A 16593-nucleotide genomic window follows, 5' to 3' on the forward strand; every position below is an offset into this window, starting at 1 on the left:
CCCCGCTGGCCGCGCGGCGCTACTGCAGGACCTCCACGATCCCCGGCCCGGCGACCCGCCCCCGCACGATCCGGCGCGATTCCACGTTCTCGGCCCGTACCAGGCCCCCCGGCCCCGGCGCACCGAGGGCGCGGCCGCCGACGCGCACCTCGACCCCGCCCACCCGGGTGACCAGCACCACCGGGTCGCCCCGGCGCAGGACGGGACCGTCGACCAGGTCGCCCGCCATCAGCGGCGTGCCGGCGGCCATCGCCCGCGCCGGGCTGAGCCCGGCTACCGCGGCGGGGTCGGCGACCGGCATCGACTCGCCGGGCCCGAGCGCGCGGTGCTGGACCACCAGCTGCGCCGGATCGATGGGTTCGCCCGCGCGCACGGGCTCGCGCAGCACCACGACCGCGGCCTCGCGACGCACGTCCACCGGCACGTAGACCTTCCAGCCCGGATCGTCCGGGCAGCGGACCTGCGCGGTGCGCGCACTGGTAGCCACCGCCTCCAGCGGCGCGCCGCAGGCCGCGAGCCGCAGTGCCGGCGACACGCTCGCCTCCGCCTGCGCCGGATCGGCCCCCAGCGCGGCGATGGCGGCCGCGCGGATGTCGGCGGCGGGCTGCCACGCCCCGCCCGCCGCGGGCGCCACGGCGAGGAGCAGCGCAAGCAGGCAGGCCGGGGGGCAGGGGCGGATCGACGGCTTCACGGGTCCGGTTCCATTCGGTTCGCCCCGGCCGTGCAAACCCCGTGCCGCCGGCGGCGCTCAAGCTTCCCGCCGCCGCGCCGACAACCCGGCCATGAGCCGCGACCTCCTCGACCGCATCGACCAGCGCATCCGCCTGGCCGGCCACAACCGGCTGGCGCTGCTGCTGTTCCGCCTGGGGACGCGTCAGCTTTTTGGCGTGAACGTGTTCAAGGTGCAGGAAGTGCTGCCCCGGCCGCCGCTGTTCCGCCTGCCGCAGCTGCCGCGCGCCTTCGCCGGCGCCGCCGACGTGCGCGGTCGCACCGTGCCGGTGCTGGACCTGGCCCGCGCGATCGGCCACGACCACGGCGGCGGCGAGCCGCGCTACCTGGTGGTGACCGAGTTCAACCGCACCGTCCAGGGCTTCCTGGTGGCGGGCGTGGAGCGGATCGTCAACATCGCGGTCGAGGACATCCAGGCGCCCCCCGAGTTCGGCGCGGAAGGCAACTACCTCACCGGCATGACCCGCCACCAGGGCGAGCTGATCCAGCTGATCGACGTGGAGAGCGTGCTGGCCGAGTCCGCCCCACGGCAGCGCGACGAGGCGCCGATCGCGCCGGTCGCGGTGCCCGACGCCGCGCCGCGCGGCGTGCTGGTGGTGGACGACTCGCGCGTGGCCCGCAACCAGATCCGCGGCGTGCTCGACCAGCTGGGCCTGGAGGCGACCCTGCTCTCCGACGGCCGCCAGGCGCTCGACCACCTGCGCCAGCTGCTCGCGGCAGGCCACGACCCCCGGCGCCGCTACGCGATGGTGATCTCCGACATCGAGATGCCCTCGATGGACGGCTATACGCTGACGACGGAAATCCGGCGCACGCCGGGCCTGGAGGGCCTGTTCGTGCTGCTGCACACCTCGCTGTCGGGCGTGTTCAACCAGGCGATGGTCGAGCGCGTGGGCGCGGACGACTTCGTGCCCAAGTACTCCGAGCACGAGCTGGCGGAACGGATCGCGGCCCGGGTGGCGGCGCTGGCGTAGCGGCCGGGGCGCGGCCCCGCGGCGGCCGTGGCACGCCGCTTGCCTAGGCCCCCGTGGACGTTTTTCCACGGAGGCGGCGATGGCCGGCCTGACCAGCAACGGGCTCCACGACGGGGCCTTCCTCGGGATCCACGGCACCGCACTGGCGCTGCGCGAGCAGCGGATGCAGCTGCTCGCCTCCAACCTCGCCAATGCCGACACGCCGGGCTTCAAGGCGCGCGACCTGGACTTCAACGCGGCGCTGGCCGCGGCGATGCAGCCGGCCGCGGGCGCCGCCGGCGGCGACGCGGTCACCGGCGCGCTCCGGGCCGCGACCTACGAACGCGTCCCGCTGCAGCCCAGTGCCGACGGCAACACCGTCGAGGGCGAGCGGGAAAAGGCGGCGTTCGCCCGCGCGGCGCTGGAATACCGCGCCTCGCTCTCGTTCGTCGAATCCAAGGTCCGGTCGATGCTGACCGCGATCACCGGCCAGTAGGCGCCGCCCGCATGAGCAACCTGCCCATCTTCGACGTCGCCGGCAGCGCCATGGGCGCGCAGTCGATGCGACTGAACACCGTCGCCAGCAACCTGGCCAACGCCGAGAGCGTGGCCGGGTCGCCCGAAGAGGCGTACCGCGCCCGCCAGCCGGTGTTCACGGCCGAGGCGGTGGCCGGCGACCCCTCGCTGGCCGGCGTGCGCGTGACCGCGGTGCTGGAGAGCGACGCGGCCCCGCTCCGCCGCTACGAGCCGGGCCATCCGCTCGCCGACGGCCAGGGCTACGTGTACGCGCCCGACGTCGACCCGGTCGAACAGATGGTCGACATGATCTCCGCCTCGCGCAGCTACCAGGCCAGCGTCGAGGTCTTCAACACCGCGCGCGAACTCGCGGTGGCCACCCTCGGCATGGGCAAGTGACATGGGCATCGGCGCGACCACCGGCAGCACCGGCGCGAATCCCTGGGGCGGCACGGGCCTGGGCGTCGAGGCGCCCGCGCGGAAGACGGGGCTCGGGCAGGCCGACTTCCTGCACCTGATGACCGAGCAGCTCAAGAACCAGGACCCGCTCAAGCCGCTGGACAACACCCAGTTCCTCGGCCAGCTCGCCCAGTTCTCCACCGTGCAGGGCATCGAGCAGATGCAGGGCGCGATGAACCTGATGGCCGGCGTCATGGAGTCGGACCAGGCACTGCGCGCGGCGGCGCTCGTCGGCCACGAGGCACTGGTGGACGCGGGCGGCCTCGACGTCGCCGCCGGCAGCGGCGTGCGCGGCGAGATCACCGCCGCGCATGCCGGGCCGATCCAGGTCGAGGTCGTCGACGCCAGCGGCGCGGTCGTGCGCCGGATGACCGTCGAGGCCCCGGCGGCCGGCCCCGTGCCCTTCGCGTGGGACGGCCTGGACGACGCCGGCGCGACCGCGCCCTCGGGCCACTACGCGCTGCGCGCGGCCAGCGGCACCGGCAGCAACGCACAGGCGCTCGACGTGCGCGTCGCCGCGCGCGTGGACAGCGTCTCGATCGAGGCCACCGGCCTCGTCCTCAACCTCGCGGGCCTGGGCAGCGTGCCGCTGTCGGCGGTCCGCCGCATCGGCTGACGCCACAAGACGAACACCAGGAGCCCAACATGAGTTTCCGCATCTCGCTCAGCGGCATGAACGCGGCCTCGGCCGACCTGAATGTCACCTCCAACAACATCGCCAACGCCAACACCACCGGCTTCAAGCAGTCGCGCGCCGAGTTCGGCGACGTGTTCGCGGCGTCCGCCTACGGCCTGTCGCGCAACGCCATCGGCGCCGGCGTCCGGCTGGCGGCGGTCGCGCAGCAGTTCGGCCAGGGCAACGTCGACTTCACCGGGCGCAACCTGGACCTGGCGCTCTCCGGGCAGGGCTTCTTCACCCTCTCCGACGGTGGCGCGACCGTGTACTCGCGCGCCGGTAACTTCGGGGCGGACCGCGAGGGCTACGTCGTCAACCCGGCCGGGCAGCGCCTGCAGGTCTACCAGCCGAACGCCAGCGGCACCGGCTTCGACATGGGCCGCCTCGGCGACCTGCAGCTGACCACCGGCGATTCCGCGCCGCGCGCCACCTCGGCGGTCGACGTGCAGAGCAACCTGCCGGCCAACGCCGCGCCGCCGGTGCTGTCGCCGTTCGACCCGAACGACCCCGAGACCTACAACCACACCACCTCGCTGACGGTGTACGACTCGCTGGGCGCCACGCACAGCCAGACGCTGTACTTCGTCAAGACCGCCAACCCGAACGAGTGGCAGATGCACGCCACCATCGACGGCGTGGCCGTCGGCGGCGCGCAGACCATCCAGTACGAGGCCACCGGCGCGCTGGTGTCGCCGGCCACCGGCCAGTTCACGCTCCCGGCGTACACGCCCGCGACCGGCGCCGCGCCGATGGCGCTGACCATGGACCTGGGCGACTCGACCCAGTACGGCGACGGCTTCAGCCTCGCCGAACTGAGCCAGGACGGCCACGCGACGGGCCGGCTCACCGGCATCGAGATCTCGCCCGAGGGCGTGGTCAACGCGCGCTACACCAACGGCGTGTCCACGCCGCTGGGCCAGGTCGCGCTGACCGGCTTCGCCAACCCGCAGGGCCTCCAGCCGCTGGGCGACAACGCCTGGGCCGAGACGTTCGAGTCCGGCCAGCCGCGTCGCGGCCAGGCCGGCACGTCCGGGTTCGGCGCGGTCCAGGGCGGCGCGCTGGAAGCGTCGAACGTCGACCTCACCGAGCAACTCGTGAACATGATCACCGCGCAGCGCAACTTCCAGGCGAACGCGCAGATGATCCAGACCCAGGACCAGATCACCCAGACGGTGATCAACATCCGCTGACGGCCGGCGGGCCTGGCGCCCGCCCGCCCTCGCTTGACGGCGGGCCACGGCCCGCCGGGGGACCACCACCATGACCGACCGCGCGCTCTACGTCGCGATGACCGGTGCCAGCGCCAGCCTGCGCGCGCAGGCCTCGGTGTCGCACAACCTCGCGAACGCCGACACGGTCGGCTTCCAGGCCACGCTCGACGGCACCGTGGCCGCGCCGCTGGCCGGCGACGGCGCGGGCACGCGGGTCGCCGCCCGGCACCAGGTGCTCGGCACCAGCGACGCCCGGGGCGCCATCCAGCAGACCGGCGGCACCTTCGACGTCGCGCTGCACGCCGACCGCTGGCTCGCCGTGCAGGCCGCCGACGGCGGCACCGCCTTCACCCGCGCGGGCGACCTGCGCATGACGCCCAACGGCCTGCTCACCACCGCCACCGGCCTGCCCGTGCTGGGCGCGGACGGCGCGCCCCTGGCGATCCCGCCGCACCAGTCCGCGACCGTGGCCGCCGACGGCACGATCTCGATCGTCCCCTTGGGCCAAGCCCCGAACACAGTGTCCGAGGCCGGCCGGCTGCAGCTGGTGTCCGCCACGCAGGCGGAACTGGTGCGCGGCGCGGACGGCCTGATGCGCGCCGCGCCCGGCCGCGAGCTGCCGCGCGCGCAGGGCGACGCGCTGGTGCCCGGCGCCGTCGAGGGCAGCAACGTCGACGCGACCGCGATGCTGGTGTCGATGATCCAGCACGCGCGCCAGTTCGAGATGCAGGTACGCCTCTTGCATGGGGTGGACGAGAACGCCCGCACGGCCAACGCGCTGCTGTCGCCGCGCTGACCCCGGGCACCCCGCGCCACCCGCAACCCGATCGCACCGGAGACCCGCCATGACCCAGGCACTTTGGATCGCCAAGACCGGCCTCGACGCGCAGCAGACGCGCATGGCGGTGATCTCGAACAACCTCGCCAACACCAACACCACCGGCTTCAAGCGCGACCGCGCCAGCTTCGAGGACCTGCTGTACCAGACCGTGCGCCAGCCCGGCGGCGCGAGCTCCGAGCAGACCCTGCTGCCCTCCGGCACCCAGGTCGGCACCGGCGTGCGCGTGGCCGCGACCGCCAAGCAGTTCGCCCAGGGCGCGATGAACCAGACCGGCAACGCGCTGGACGTGGCGATCAACGGCCGCGGCTTCTTCGAGGTGCTGATGCCCGACGGCAGCACCGCCTACACCCGCGACGGCAGCTTCCAGGTCAACGCGGAGGGCGCGCTGGTCACCGCGGCGGGCTTCCCGGTGCAGCCCGGCCTGCAGTTCCCGGAAGGCACCCAGAGCGTGACCATCGGCGCCGACGGCACGGTGAGCGCGCAGGTGCCCGGCCAGGCCGAGGCGATCCAGGTCGGCCAGCTCACCCTGTCGGACTTCGTGAACCCGGCGGGCCTGCAGGCGCGCGGCGAGAACCTGTACCTGGAGACCGGCGCCAGCGGCCCGGCGCAGAGCGGCGCGCCCGGCCAGGGCGGCGCCGGCCTGCTGGTGCAGGGCGCGCTGGAGGGCTCCAACGTCAACGTGGTCGAGGAGCTCGTGTCGATGATCGAGACGCAGCGCGCGTACGAAACCAACGCGAAGGCGATCTCGACCACCGACGGGATGCTCGCCTACCTCAACAACAACCTGTGAGCGCCCCCATGACGCGACTGCCCGGGATCGCCGCGCTGTGCGCCGCCAGCCTCGCGCTGGCCGGCTGCGGAACGGTCAACACGCTGAGCGGCGACGTGCGCCCCTTCGCGCCGATCGGGGCGCCGGCCGGCACCGTCGCCGGGCCGGGCGCGCCCGTGGCTGCCGCCATGCCGGCACCGCACCACGCCGTCCCGGTCGCCGGCGACGGCGGCGGCTCCATCTACGCCGCCGGCCAGGGCGGCCACGGCATCCGCCTGTTCGAGGACGACAAGGCGCGCGCGGTCGGCGACCTGCTGACCATCGTCCTGGTGGAAAGCACCGCCGCGCGGTCGGCCGCCAAGACCGCGGTCACCAAGGACAACAGCATCGGCATCGGCGCGCCGACGATCGGCGGGATGGGCGTGACCTACAACGGCAACCCGCTGCTGCAGGCCGAGGTGGACGCCGGCCGCAAGTTCGGCGGCAGCGGGGACTCCACCCAGAGCAACCAGCTCGCCGGCACGGTCACCGCCACGGTCATCCAGGACCTGGGCAACGGCAACCTGCTGGTGCGCGGCAGCAAGCAGCTGCGCCTCAACCAGGGCGACGAGCTCGTGCAGGTTCAAGGGATCGTGCGCACGGCCGATATCGGTCCGGACAACCGGATCACCTCCGACCGGGTGGGCGATGCGCAGATCGTCTATGGCGGCCGCGGCACCCTCGCGCGCTCCAACGCGATGGGCTGGCTCGGCCGGTTCTTCAACTCCGCGCTGTTCCCGTTCTGAGGTGGCCGCCGTGCATCGTGCATTCCTCCCCTTCGCGTTGCTGTCCTGCGTGGTGTTCGCCCTGGGTGCCGCGCCGGACGCGCGCGCCGAGCGCATCAAGGACCTCGCGCAGGTCGCCGGCGTGCGCGGCAACCCGCTGGTCGGCTACGGCCTGGTCGTGGGCCTGGACGGCAGCGGCGACCGCACCAGCCAGACGCCCTTCACGGTGCAGAGCCTGAAGACGCTGCTCTCGCAGCTCGGCGTCACCCTGCCGCCGGGCGTCAACCCGCAGCTCAAGAACGTCGCCGCGGTGGCGGTGCACGCGGAACTGCCCGCGTTCGCCAAGCCGGGCCAGACGATCGACGTGTCGGTCTCCTCGATCGGCAACGCCGGCTCGCTGCGTGGCGGCAGCCTGCTGATGACCCCGCTCAAGGGCGCCGACGGGCAGGTGTACGCCATCGCCCAGGGCAACCTGGTGGTCTCGGGCTTCGGCGCCTCCGGGCGCGACGGCTCGCGGATCTCGGTCAACGCGCCCAACGGCGGCAGCATCCCCAACGGCGCGATCGTGGAGCGCGCGGTCCCCGGCGCGGCCCCGGCGGGCAACGTGACGCTCAACCTGCGCGAGGCGGACTTCACCACCGCCGCGCGGATCGTCTCGGCGATCGATTCGGCGTTCGGCCCCGGCCGCGCGCACGCCATCGACGCGGTGACCATCCAGGTGCTGCCGCCGCCGGGCGACCGCATCGCGTTCCTGGCCCGGCTCGAATCATTGGACGTCACGCCGGGCGCGGCCGCGGCGAAGGTCATCGTCAACGCCCGCACGGGCACGGTGGTGATGGGCGGCCAGGTGACCGTGCTGCCGGCCGCCGTCGCCCATGGTTCGCTCACCGTGACCATCTCCGAGGACGCGGCGATCAGCCAGCCCGGCGCGTTCGGCCGCGGTGACACGGTCGTGGCGCCGGTGTCCACCGTGACCGCCTCCGACGACGGCAGCCGCATGTTCCTGTTCGAGGGCGGCACCTCGCTCGGTGACATCGTGCGCGCGGTGAATGCCGTGGGCGCGGCGCCGGGCGACATCGTCGCGATCCTCGAGGCCCTCAAGCAGGCGGGCGCGCTGCGCGCCTCGCTCGAGGTGATCTAGGCACGCGGCTTGCCTGCACCCACACATGCGACTGCCCGACGCCACCGCGATCCCGCTGCAGACTGACCCCGCGCCGACCCGTGCGCGGATGGAGCATGCCGCGCGCGAGCTGGAGGCGCAGTTCGCCCACCTGCTCATCAAGTCGATGCGCAGCGCCTCGATGGGCGACCCGCTGCTGGGCGACAACACCACCTACCGCGAGATGCACGACCGCCAGCTCGCGCGCGAACTCACGCGCGGCCGCGGCCTGGGCTTCGCGCCGATGATCGTGCGCCAGCTCGAGCAGCGCGGGACCGGGGCCACGCCGGCGGCGCCGGCCGGGCCGATGCCGCTGCAACGCGCCCCGGGCTTCCTGCCGCTCGCGCCCGCCACCGCCCCATCCGCGCTGCCGCTGGGCGCCGGCATGCCGTCCGGCCTGCCGTCCGGCCTGCCGCTGCCGGCGGGGCTGCAAGGCGATGCCCTCGCGCTTTTGCCCAGCTCGAGCGGCGTGTCGCTGCAGGCGTCGCCCGCGTCGCCGTTGCCGGCGCCCGCCGCCGCGGACCCGGCCGCCTGCGGGGACGCCGGCCCGATCGACTGCAGTTCGCCCGAGGCGTTCGCGCGCTCCGTCTGGCCGCATGCGCGCAAGGCCGCGGCGGAACTCGGGGTGCCCGCCCGTGCGCTGGTCGCGCAGGCGGCACTGGAGACCGGCTGGGGCAAGCGCCTGGTCGGCGGCGGCGACTCGCACAATCTGTTCGGGATCAAGGCGAGCGGCGGCTGGCGCGGCGCGCGCGTGGCGTCGGCCACCCATGAATTCGTCGGCGGCGTGCGCGTCGGCCAGAACGCCGAGTTCCGCGCCTACGACTCGGCCGGCGACAGCTTCGCCGACTACGTGCGCCTGATCGGCCGCGACCGCTACGCCGCGGCGCGCGGCACCGGCCAGGACGTGCACCGGTTCGCCAGCGCGCTGCAGCGGGCCGGCTACGCCACCGACCCGCGCTACGCCGACAAGATCACCGCGATCGCCAACGGCCCGACGCTGCGCCGCGCGCTCGCCGGCCTCGAAACGGCTCCGGTCGCCCCGCCGGCGACCGCGGTCGCCTCGGCCGCCCTGGCCACCGGGAGGTACTGATGGGCGACATGCTCTCCACCGGCACGTCCGGCCTGCTCGCCTTCCAGCGTGCGCTGGGCACGATCGGCCACAACGTCGCCAACGCGACCACCCCCGGCTACAGCCGCCAGCGCGTCGAACTGGCCGCGCGCCCGGGCGAGGCCGTCGGCCGCGGCTACGTGGGCGCGGGCGTGGAGGTCGCGCGCCTGCAACGCCTGGCCGACGGGCTGGTGTTCGCCCGCCAGGTCGACAGCAGCGGCGAACTCGGTCGCCTGTCGCGCGTCGCCGCGCTGTCCTCGCGCATCGACGCGCTGGCGAGCGATCCGGCCACGTCGATGTCCGGCCCCTGGTCCGCGTTCTTCGCCGCCGCGCAGGGCGTGGCGACCGATCCCACGTCCGGCATCGCGCGCAGCCAGCTGCTGGCCGACGCAGGGCAGCTCGCGCAGCGCTTCCGCGCGCAGGACGCGCAACTGGCCGGGCTGGACGCCGACGTCGACCGCCAGCTGTCGTCCACCGTGGCCGACGCCAACCGCCTGGTCCGCGAGATCGCCAACCTCAACCGCGACATCGTCGCCGCCGGCGGCAACGCGACCCCCGACCTGCTCGACGCGCGCGCGCTGCGCGTCGACCAGCTGGCCACGCTGGTCGGCGTGGAGACCCTCGCGCAGGACGACGGCGCGCTCAACGTGTTCACCACCGGTGGCCAGGCGCTGGTCCTGGGGCAGCGTGGCCACGCCCTGACGGCGACCCCGGACCCGTACCGTCCGGAGCGCGTGCGGCTGGCCATCGACGGGCCCGCCGGCGCGGTCCCGCTGGGCGCGCACATGGTGTCGGGCGAAGTCGGCGGACTGCTGGAATTCCGCGAGCGCGTGCTCGACCCCGCACGCGCCGCGCTCGGCCGGGTCGCGACCGCGGTCGCGCTGCAGGCCAACGCCATCCAGGCCGCCGGCGTGGATGCCGCGGGCAACCCCGGGGCACCGCTGTTCGACGTGCCGGCCCCGCGCGTGGCCGCGCATTCGGGCAATGCCGGCAGTGCGACGCTGGCCGCCGGCGTGGCGGACGTCGGTGCGCTGCAGGACCACGACCTGCGCCTGCGCTTCGACGGTGCCGCGTGGACCGCGTCTCGGCCGGACGGCACCGCGGTGCCGGTCGCCGGCACCGGCAACGCCGCCGACCCGCTCCGCGTGGCGGGCATCGCGCTCGTGGTCTCGGGCGCGCCCGCGGCGGGCGACCGCTTCGCGCTGGCGCCGACCAGCGGCGCCGCAGGTGGCCTGCAGGTCGCGCTCGCGGATCCCAACGGCATCGCGGCGGCGCGTCCGCTGCAGGCCCGCGCGGCGACCGCGAACCTCGGCGATGCCGCGCCGGGCGCGGCGACCGTCACCGACCCGGCGGCCTTCGCGTCGTTCGCCGGCGCGACGGTCGAATTCATCGACGCCGACCAGTACACGATCGACGGCAACGGGCCCTTCGCCTACACGGCCGGGACCCCGATCGCCGGCACCGGCTGGTCGCTGCCCCTGTCGGGCACGCCGGCGGCGGGCGACGTGTTCACCCTGGCGCGGACGCCGCCACGGTCGTCCGACAACGGCAATGCGCGCGACCTGGCGGCGCTCGACGACCTCGCGCTGCTCGACGGCGGCACCACCAGCCTGACCACCGGCCTGTCGCAGCTCACCGCGCGCGCGGGCGGCGAGGCCCGCCATGCCCGCATGTCGCTGGAGGCCCAGCAGGCCATCCACGACCAGGTGGTCGCCGAACGCGAATCGCTGTCGGGCGTGAACCTCGACGAGGAGGCCGCCGACCTGCTGCGCTTCCAGCAGGCCTACCAGGCCGCGGCACAGGTGATCGCCACCGCCGACTCGATGTTCCAGTCGCTGCTCGGGGCGGTGCGACGATGACCCTGCGCCTGTCCACCGCGAGCCTGCACGCGCAGGGCCTGGCCGCCCTGCTCCAGCGGCAGTCGTCGCTCGCCGACGTGCAGCGGCAGCTGGTCACCGGCAACAAGCTCGCGACGGCGGCGGACAATCCGTCAGCCGCCGCGCAGGCCCAGCGGCTGGACCATGCGCTGGCCGAACTCGTGCGCTTCGGCGAGAACGCCGGCGCGCTCGGCCACCGCCTGCACCTGCAGGAGGAAGCGCTGGTCGATTCGGGCGACGTGCTCGCCCGCGCCCGCGAACTGGCCCTGCAGGCGAACACGCCGACGCTGTCGCAGTCCGACCGCCAGGCGCTCGGCAACGAGGTCCGCCAGCTGCGCCAGCAACTGCTCGCCGTCGCCAACCGCGTGGACGGCAACGGCCGCGCCCTGTTCGCCGGCACGCGCGACGGCGTGGTGCCGTTCACCGATGCCGCGGGCGGCGTCAGCTATGCCGGCGACGACGGCCGCAACCAGGTCGACGTCGCCCCCGACCTCGCGCTGGCCGACAGCGACCCGGGCAGCAGCGTGTTCCTGCGCGTGCGCACCGGCGACGGCCAGCTGCGTGGCAGCGCGCTCGCGGGCAACGGCGGCACCGCGGTGCTGCAGACCGCCGCCGTGGCCGACGCCGCCGCATGGCCGGCCGCGCCGCTGCGCCTGGAGTTCACCGCGGCCGATGCCTGGCGCATGCTCGATGCCGGCGGCACCGTGCTGGCGAGCGGCGCCTACGCACCCGGCGACACGATCGACGCCGCCGGCCTGCGGATGCAATTCGACGGCACGCCCGCCCCCGGCGACGGCTTCGCGCTCGCGCCGGCGCCGAACCGCGACATCTTCGCCACCCTGCAGTCCTTGGCCGACGCGCTCGCCGCGCCGGTCGCCACGCCCGCGCAGCGCGCGGCACAGACGAACACGCTCGGCGGCGCCATCGCCGACCTGTCCACCGCCCAGGACCACCTGCTGCGCCTGCGCTCGGGCACGGGCATGCGCTTGGCGGCGATCGACGGGGCGGACGACACGCGCATGGCCCTCGATACGTCCATGCAGGCGTCGCTCTCGGCGTTGCGCGACGTGGACTACGCCGAGGCCGCCTCGCGCCTGGGCCTGGAACTCACCGCGCTCGAGGCGGCCCAGCGCACGATGCTGCGCATCCAGGGCCTGTCGCTGTTCGACAAGCTGGGCTGAGTCGCCGCCCGCGGCGTCGCCGGAGGTTTTTCCCGGACGCCCTAAAGCTTGACAGCCACCCGCCGTTACTACCCACAGCAGCGGCGAGGCCCAACGGCAACACCCTGCGAATTCCGGCCCAGGCCTCGCCGTGCCGGACCACCACTTCCAGGAGACCGCAACGATGCAAGTCATCAACACCAACGTGATGTCGCTCAATGCCCAGCGCAACCTGTCGACGTCCGGTTCCGACCTCGCGACCAGCCTGCAGCGCCTGTCCTCGGGCCTGCGCATCAACAGCGCCAAGGACGATGCCGCCGGCATGGCCATCTCCGAGCGCTTCACCACCCAGATCCGCGGCATGGACCAGGCCGCCCGCAACGCGAACGACGGCATCTCGCTGGCGCAGACCGCCGAAGGCGCGATGGGCGAGATCGCCAACAACCTGCAGCGCATCCGCGAGCTGGCCGTCCAGTCGCGCAACGCCACCAACTCCGACACCGACCGCGCCGCGCTCGACGCCGAAGCCCAGCAGCTGAAGGCCGAGATCGACCGCGTCGCCTCCAAGACCGCCTTCAACGGCGTGCAGCTGCTCGACGGCTCGTTCGCCGACCAGGTGTTCCAGGTCGGCGCCAACCAGGGCGAGACGATCAGCATCGACGACATCGTCAATGCCTCGTCCTCGTCGCTGGGCAGCTGGACCGCGGTGGACACCACGGGCGCCTCGATCACCATCGACGCCTCCGACCTCACCGACCCGACCGACGGCGACGACCTCGACGGCGATGCCGACACCGCGACCGGCGTCGACTTCGCCTCCGGTTCGTTCACGCTGAACGGCGAGACGATCAACTACGGCGCCCTCGCCGAGCAGACCGACGCCGCCACCGCGGAAGCCACGCGCATGTCCGACATCGCCACGGCGATCAACGGCAACGCCAACCTGGCCGCCGCCGGCGTGTCGGCTGCCTACGACAGCGGCACCGGCGAGCTGACCATCAGCAGCAACGGCGCCGACCTGGTCGTCTCCGGCGCGACGGCCGCGACCTCGGGCCTGAGCGACGGCACGACGGCGGCGGCGACGATCGCCGGCACCGCGCAGACCGGCTTCTCCTCGCTGGACATCTCCTCGGCCACCGGCGCCGACAACGCGATGCTGGCGATGGACGCCGCGCTGACCGCCATCAACAGCGCCCGCGCCAAGATGGGTGCGATCCAGAACCGCTTCAGCTCGGTCGTCGCCAACCTCTCCACGACCTCCGAGAACCTGTCGGCCGCCCGCAGCCGGATCCAGGACGCCGACTTCGCCAAGGAAACGGCGCAGCTGACGCGCAACCAGATCCTGCAGCAGGCCGGCACCGCGATGCTGGCGCAGGCCAACCAGGCCCCGCAGGGCGTGCTCAGCCTCCTGCGCTGACGACCCCGGGCGGGACGCTCCCCGTCCCGTCCAACCCAGGGTGGCGCGACTCCGGTCGCGCCACTTTTTTTTCGCCCCGACTTTTTCCCGCGCGCCCGACGTCGACCTGCGCCCTTCGCGCGCACCGACGCACCCGGCACCGGTTCCGTGCTCAAGGTCGCGTTCCCGCGGCCGATAGAACCCTCGACCCCCGGCGCCGCGTGGCGTCGGGCTCCGCCCGATCCGCCGTCCACGAGACCGTCCATGACCCTCCGCGCCGATCGATCCAGGCCGTCCGCGCCGCCCGCCGGGGAGGCCGCGCCATGGCGATGAGCAGCGCCGGCATCGGCAGCGGGCTGGACGTCGGCTCGATCGTGGCCCAGCTCGTGGCCGCCGAACGCGCGCCCGCGACGGCGCGGCTGGACCGCGACCAGCGCCGCGTCGATGCCCAGGTGTCCGCGCTCGGCAGCCTGCGCGGTGCCTTCGCGGCGCTGCGCGACGCGGTCGGCAAGCTCGGCGCCGGCGACGCCGCGCAGGCGCGCCGGGCGACCGTCGGCGAGGGCGCCGGCTTCTCCGCGAGCGCGTCGGCCGGCGCCGCCGTCGGCAGCGTGCAGGTCGAAGTCCTCGCGCTCGCATCCGCGCACAAGGTGTCCTCCGCGGCCCATGCCGACGCGACGTCGCGCGTGGGCACCGGCACGCTCACCATTTCCTCCGGCGAGACGACCATCGAGGTGGTCGTCGGCGAAGGCGAGGCCACGCTCTCGGGCATCCGCGACGCGATCAACGTGCAGGCCGGCGGCAAGGGCGTGGTCGCGACGATCGTCAACGCCGACGACGGCGCCCACCTGGTGCTGTCGGCGACGGAGACCGGCGCGGCCAACGCGCTGTCGGTCACCGCCAGCGGCGGCGACGGCGGGCTTGCCGCGATCGCCGACCCCGCGCTGTCGGAACTCGCCGCAGCGGCGGATGCGCGCGTCATGGTCGACGGCCTGCTGCGCACCTCGGCCGGCAACACCGTCTCCGACCTGCTGGAAGGCGTGACCCTCACCCTCAAGACGGCCGCGCCCGGCACGGTGTCCACCCTCACCGTGTCCAGCGACCCGTCGGTGCTGCGCGGCGCGGCGAAATCCTTCGTCGGCGCCTACAACCGCGCGCGCGACGCGATCGACAAGGCCACCAGCTACAACGCCGAGGCGAACATCGCCGCCGCCCTCAACGGCGACGCGATGGTGCGCGGCACCGCGCGCGACCTGCGCGGCGCGATCAGCGCATCGGTCGCCGACCTCGACGCGCTCGGCATCGCCATCGACGACAAGGGCCGGCTGTCGCTCGACGAGACCGCGTTCGACGCGGCACTCGCCGCCGACCCGGCGGTCGCCGCGCGCCTGTTCGGGGAGGGAGGCGGCAGCCTCACCGGCCGGCTCGAGTCCACCCTGGCCGGACTGCTCGACGACGACGGCCTGCTCGACGGGCGCGACGCGGGGCTGAAGGCCCGCGACAAGCGCATCGACGACCAGCGCGCGGCGCTCGACCGGCGCATGGCGGACGTCGAGTCCCGCTACCGCGCCCAGTTCACCGCGCTCGACGTTCTCGTTTCCCGCATGCAGTCCACCAGCAGCTTCATCGCCCAGCAGCTCGCGAACCTTCCGTCCTGAGGTCGACATGTACAGCGCGTTCTCCACCGCCCAGCAATACCGCCAGACCGGCCTGGCCAGCGCCGTGCTGGACGCCGATCCGCATCGCCTCGTCACCCTGATGCTGTCCGGCGCGCGCGAACGCGCCCGGCTCGCCATCGCCTGCCTGGAACGCGGCGACGTGCCGCGCAAGGCGCAGGCCATCACCGATGCCAGCGCGATTGTTGCCGGCCTCAACGGCGCGCTGGACCACCAGGCCGGCGGCGACATCGCCGGCGGCTTGTCGGCGCTGTACGACTACGCGCAGCGCCGGCTGGTGGAGGCCAACGCCGGCAACGACGCCGCGCCGCTGCACGAGGTCGACGAACTGCTCGGCGAGATCGAGACGGCCTGGCGGGCGATCGCGCCCGGGGCGGCGCCGGCATGATCCCGCGCCTGCCCGTCGAAGCGATCCGCGCCGCCGTGGACGGGGACGACTGGGCGGGCGCCGACGCCCTGCTGCTGGCGCACGAGCGCGAAGTCCGCGCGGCCCTGTCGCGCGACGGCGCGGTCGCCGCGGACCCGGCCGGCTGGAGCCGGCTGCTGGTCGCGCAGTGCGCGCTCGCGTCCGAACTCGAGGAGCGGCGCGCCGAGGCCTCGCGCCGCCTCGGCGACCTGGGGCAGGGCCGCCGCGTCGCGCTCGCCTACCTCGCGGGGGCGGGCGGATGACCGCGCTCGCGGGCCACGGCGCCACGCTCCACGACGAGGCGGAGTGCATCCTCTTCGGCGACGTGCTCGCGTGCACCGAACTGCGCCCGGCGACCTTCCTGCCCGGCACGCCGCCACCCGCCGAGCTCCAGGCGGACCTGCTGCGCGCGGAAACCTTCCTCCACGCCCTGGCCGTCATCGAGGACCGCCGCGGCGAGGATCCTGACGAGCACGGGCCGCTGGCGCTGGCGCTGGACCGGATCGAGGCCCGCCTGGACCTGCTCGCGATGCAGCTCGGGCAGGTCCTGCCGGGCGGCGGCGCCGATCCGGCGCGGCGCCTGCGCTGGTCCGCGCGCGGGGCGTGCCTGCCGGTCGACGCACCACTCGCCCCGGGCACCGCGGGCGTGCTGCGGGTGCTGCCCGCCGACGCCCTGTGCCAGGCCCTGCGGCTGCCGGCGCGCGTGGTGGCCTGCCGCGAGGACGAGGCCGGCGCGCTGGCCGCCTGGGTGCGCTTCGAGGGGCTCACGCCCGGCGTGGAGAGCGCGCTCGAACGCCACCTGTTCCGCATCCACCGGCGCGCGGTCGCCGACCGGCGGCGCGCCCGCTGACGCGCGGGGGTTTGGCGGGCCCCGGACGGTCCGTTAAGGTGCCGAC

The 16593-nt window shown here is 74.4% G+C and carries 18 protein-coding genes; 17 read left to right on the forward strand and 1 reads right to left on the reverse strand.

Features of this window, described 5'->3' with window-relative positions:
• Positions 1-19: 19 nt before the first annotated feature.
• A complete protein-coding gene (flgA, locus tag ACYU7H_RS10045; protein WP_460814392.1) occupies positions 20-691 on the reverse strand; it encodes a flagellar basal body P-ring formation chaperone FlgA in 672 nt (223 codons plus the stop codon).
• A 91-nt stretch (positions 692-782) separates the two neighbouring features.
• Here flgA and ACYU7H_RS10050 point away from each other — a divergent pair, with 91 nt between their 5' ends.
• The 17 genes from ACYU7H_RS10050 to ACYU7H_RS10130 all read left to right on the forward strand — a co-directional run bounded on the left by ACYU7H_RS10050 (position 783) and on the right by ACYU7H_RS10130 (position 16547).
• Positions 783-1703 (forward strand): chemotaxis protein, encoded by a 921-nt coding sequence (locus tag ACYU7H_RS10050; RefSeq protein WP_460814393.1) that lies wholly within the window; start codon positions 783-785, stop codon positions 1701-1703.
• Positions 1704-1782: 79 nt separating this feature from the next.
• Positions 1783-2178 (forward strand): flagellar basal body rod protein FlgB, encoded by a 396-nt coding sequence (gene flgB, locus ACYU7H_RS10055; RefSeq protein ID WP_460814395.1) that lies wholly within the window; start codon positions 1783-1785, stop codon positions 2176-2178.
• 11 nt (positions 2179-2189) lie between these two features.
• A complete protein-coding gene (gene flgC / locus ACYU7H_RS10060; protein ID WP_460814396.1) occupies positions 2190-2597 on the forward strand; it encodes a flagellar basal body rod protein FlgC in 408 nt (135 codons plus the stop codon).
• A 1-nt stretch (position 2598) separates the two neighbouring features.
• Positions 2599-3273, forward strand: coding sequence for a flagellar hook assembly protein FlgD (locus ACYU7H_RS10065; protein WP_460814398.1), 675 nt, complete (start codon positions 2599-2601; stop codon positions 3271-3273).
• A gap of 29 nt (positions 3274-3302) precedes the next feature.
• Positions 3303-4523, forward strand: a complete 1221-nt coding sequence (gene flgE, locus ACYU7H_RS10070; RefSeq protein ID WP_460814400.1) for a flagellar hook protein FlgE — start codon at positions 3303-3305, stop codon at positions 4521-4523.
• A gap of 70 nt (positions 4524-4593) precedes the next feature.
• Positions 4594-5340, forward strand: coding sequence for a flagellar basal body rod protein FlgF (locus ACYU7H_RS10075; RefSeq protein WP_460814401.1), 747 nt, complete (start codon positions 4594-4596; stop codon positions 5338-5340).
• Between the two features lie 49 nt (positions 5341-5389).
• Positions 5390-6175 carry a flagellar basal-body rod protein FlgG gene (flgG, locus tag ACYU7H_RS10080; protein WP_460814403.1) on the forward strand — a complete coding sequence of 262 codons (786 nt, stop codon included), beginning with the start codon at positions 5390-5392 and terminating at the stop codon, positions 6173-6175.
• A gap of 8 nt (positions 6176-6183) precedes the next feature.
• Positions 6184-6939, forward strand: a complete 756-nt coding sequence (locus tag ACYU7H_RS10085) for a flagellar basal body L-ring protein FlgH (protein WP_460814404.1) — start codon at positions 6184-6186, stop codon at positions 6937-6939.
• Positions 6940-6949: 10 nt separating this feature from the next.
• Positions 6950-8059 carry a flagellar basal body P-ring protein FlgI gene (locus ACYU7H_RS10090; RefSeq protein WP_460814406.1) on the forward strand — a complete coding sequence of 370 codons (1110 nt, stop codon included), beginning with the start codon at positions 6950-6952 and terminating at the stop codon, positions 8057-8059.
• A gap of 25 nt (positions 8060-8084) precedes the next feature.
• Positions 8085-9167 carry a flagellar assembly peptidoglycan hydrolase FlgJ gene (gene flgJ, locus ACYU7H_RS10095; RefSeq protein ID WP_460814407.1) on the forward strand — a complete coding sequence of 361 codons (1083 nt, stop codon included), beginning with the start codon at positions 8085-8087 and terminating at the stop codon, positions 9165-9167.
• Entirely contained in the window at positions 9167-11044 is a 1878-nt protein-coding gene (gene flgK, locus ACYU7H_RS10100; protein WP_460814409.1) for a flagellar hook-associated protein FlgK, read from the forward strand. The genes flgJ and flgK overlap by 1 nt, the downstream gene beginning before the upstream one ends.
• Positions 11041-12243, forward strand: a complete 1203-nt coding sequence (gene flgL / locus ACYU7H_RS10105; RefSeq protein WP_460814411.1) for a flagellar hook-associated protein FlgL — start codon at positions 11041-11043, stop codon at positions 12241-12243. Before flgK ends, flgL begins: the two co-directional genes overlap by 4 nt.
• A 163-nt stretch (positions 12244-12406) precedes the next feature.
• Complete coding sequence (locus tag ACYU7H_RS10110; RefSeq protein ID WP_460814413.1) at positions 12407-13639, forward strand: flagellin; 1233 nt, start codon at positions 12407-12409, stop codon at positions 13637-13639.
• 302 nt (positions 13640-13941) lie between these two features.
• A complete protein-coding gene (gene fliD / locus ACYU7H_RS10115) occupies positions 13942-15273 on the forward strand; it encodes a flagellar filament capping protein FliD (protein WP_460814415.1) in 1332 nt (443 codons plus the stop codon).
• Between the two features lie 7 nt (positions 15274-15280).
• Entirely contained in the window at positions 15281-15679 is a 399-nt protein-coding gene (fliS, locus tag ACYU7H_RS10120; RefSeq protein WP_460814416.1) for a flagellar export chaperone FliS, read from the forward strand.
• On the forward strand, positions 15676-15960 hold the full coding sequence (locus tag ACYU7H_RS10125; RefSeq protein ID WP_460814418.1) for a hypothetical protein: 285 nt from the start codon (positions 15676-15678) through the stop codon (positions 15958-15960). Before fliS ends, ACYU7H_RS10125 begins: the two co-directional genes overlap by 4 nt.
• Positions 15957-16547, forward strand: coding sequence for a PilZ domain-containing protein (locus tag ACYU7H_RS10130; protein ID WP_460814419.1), 591 nt, complete (start codon positions 15957-15959; stop codon positions 16545-16547). Before ACYU7H_RS10125 ends, ACYU7H_RS10130 begins: the two co-directional genes overlap by 4 nt.
• Positions 16548-16593 lie beyond the last annotated feature (46 nt).

This window comes from Luteimonas pelagia (assembly GCF_054776035.1).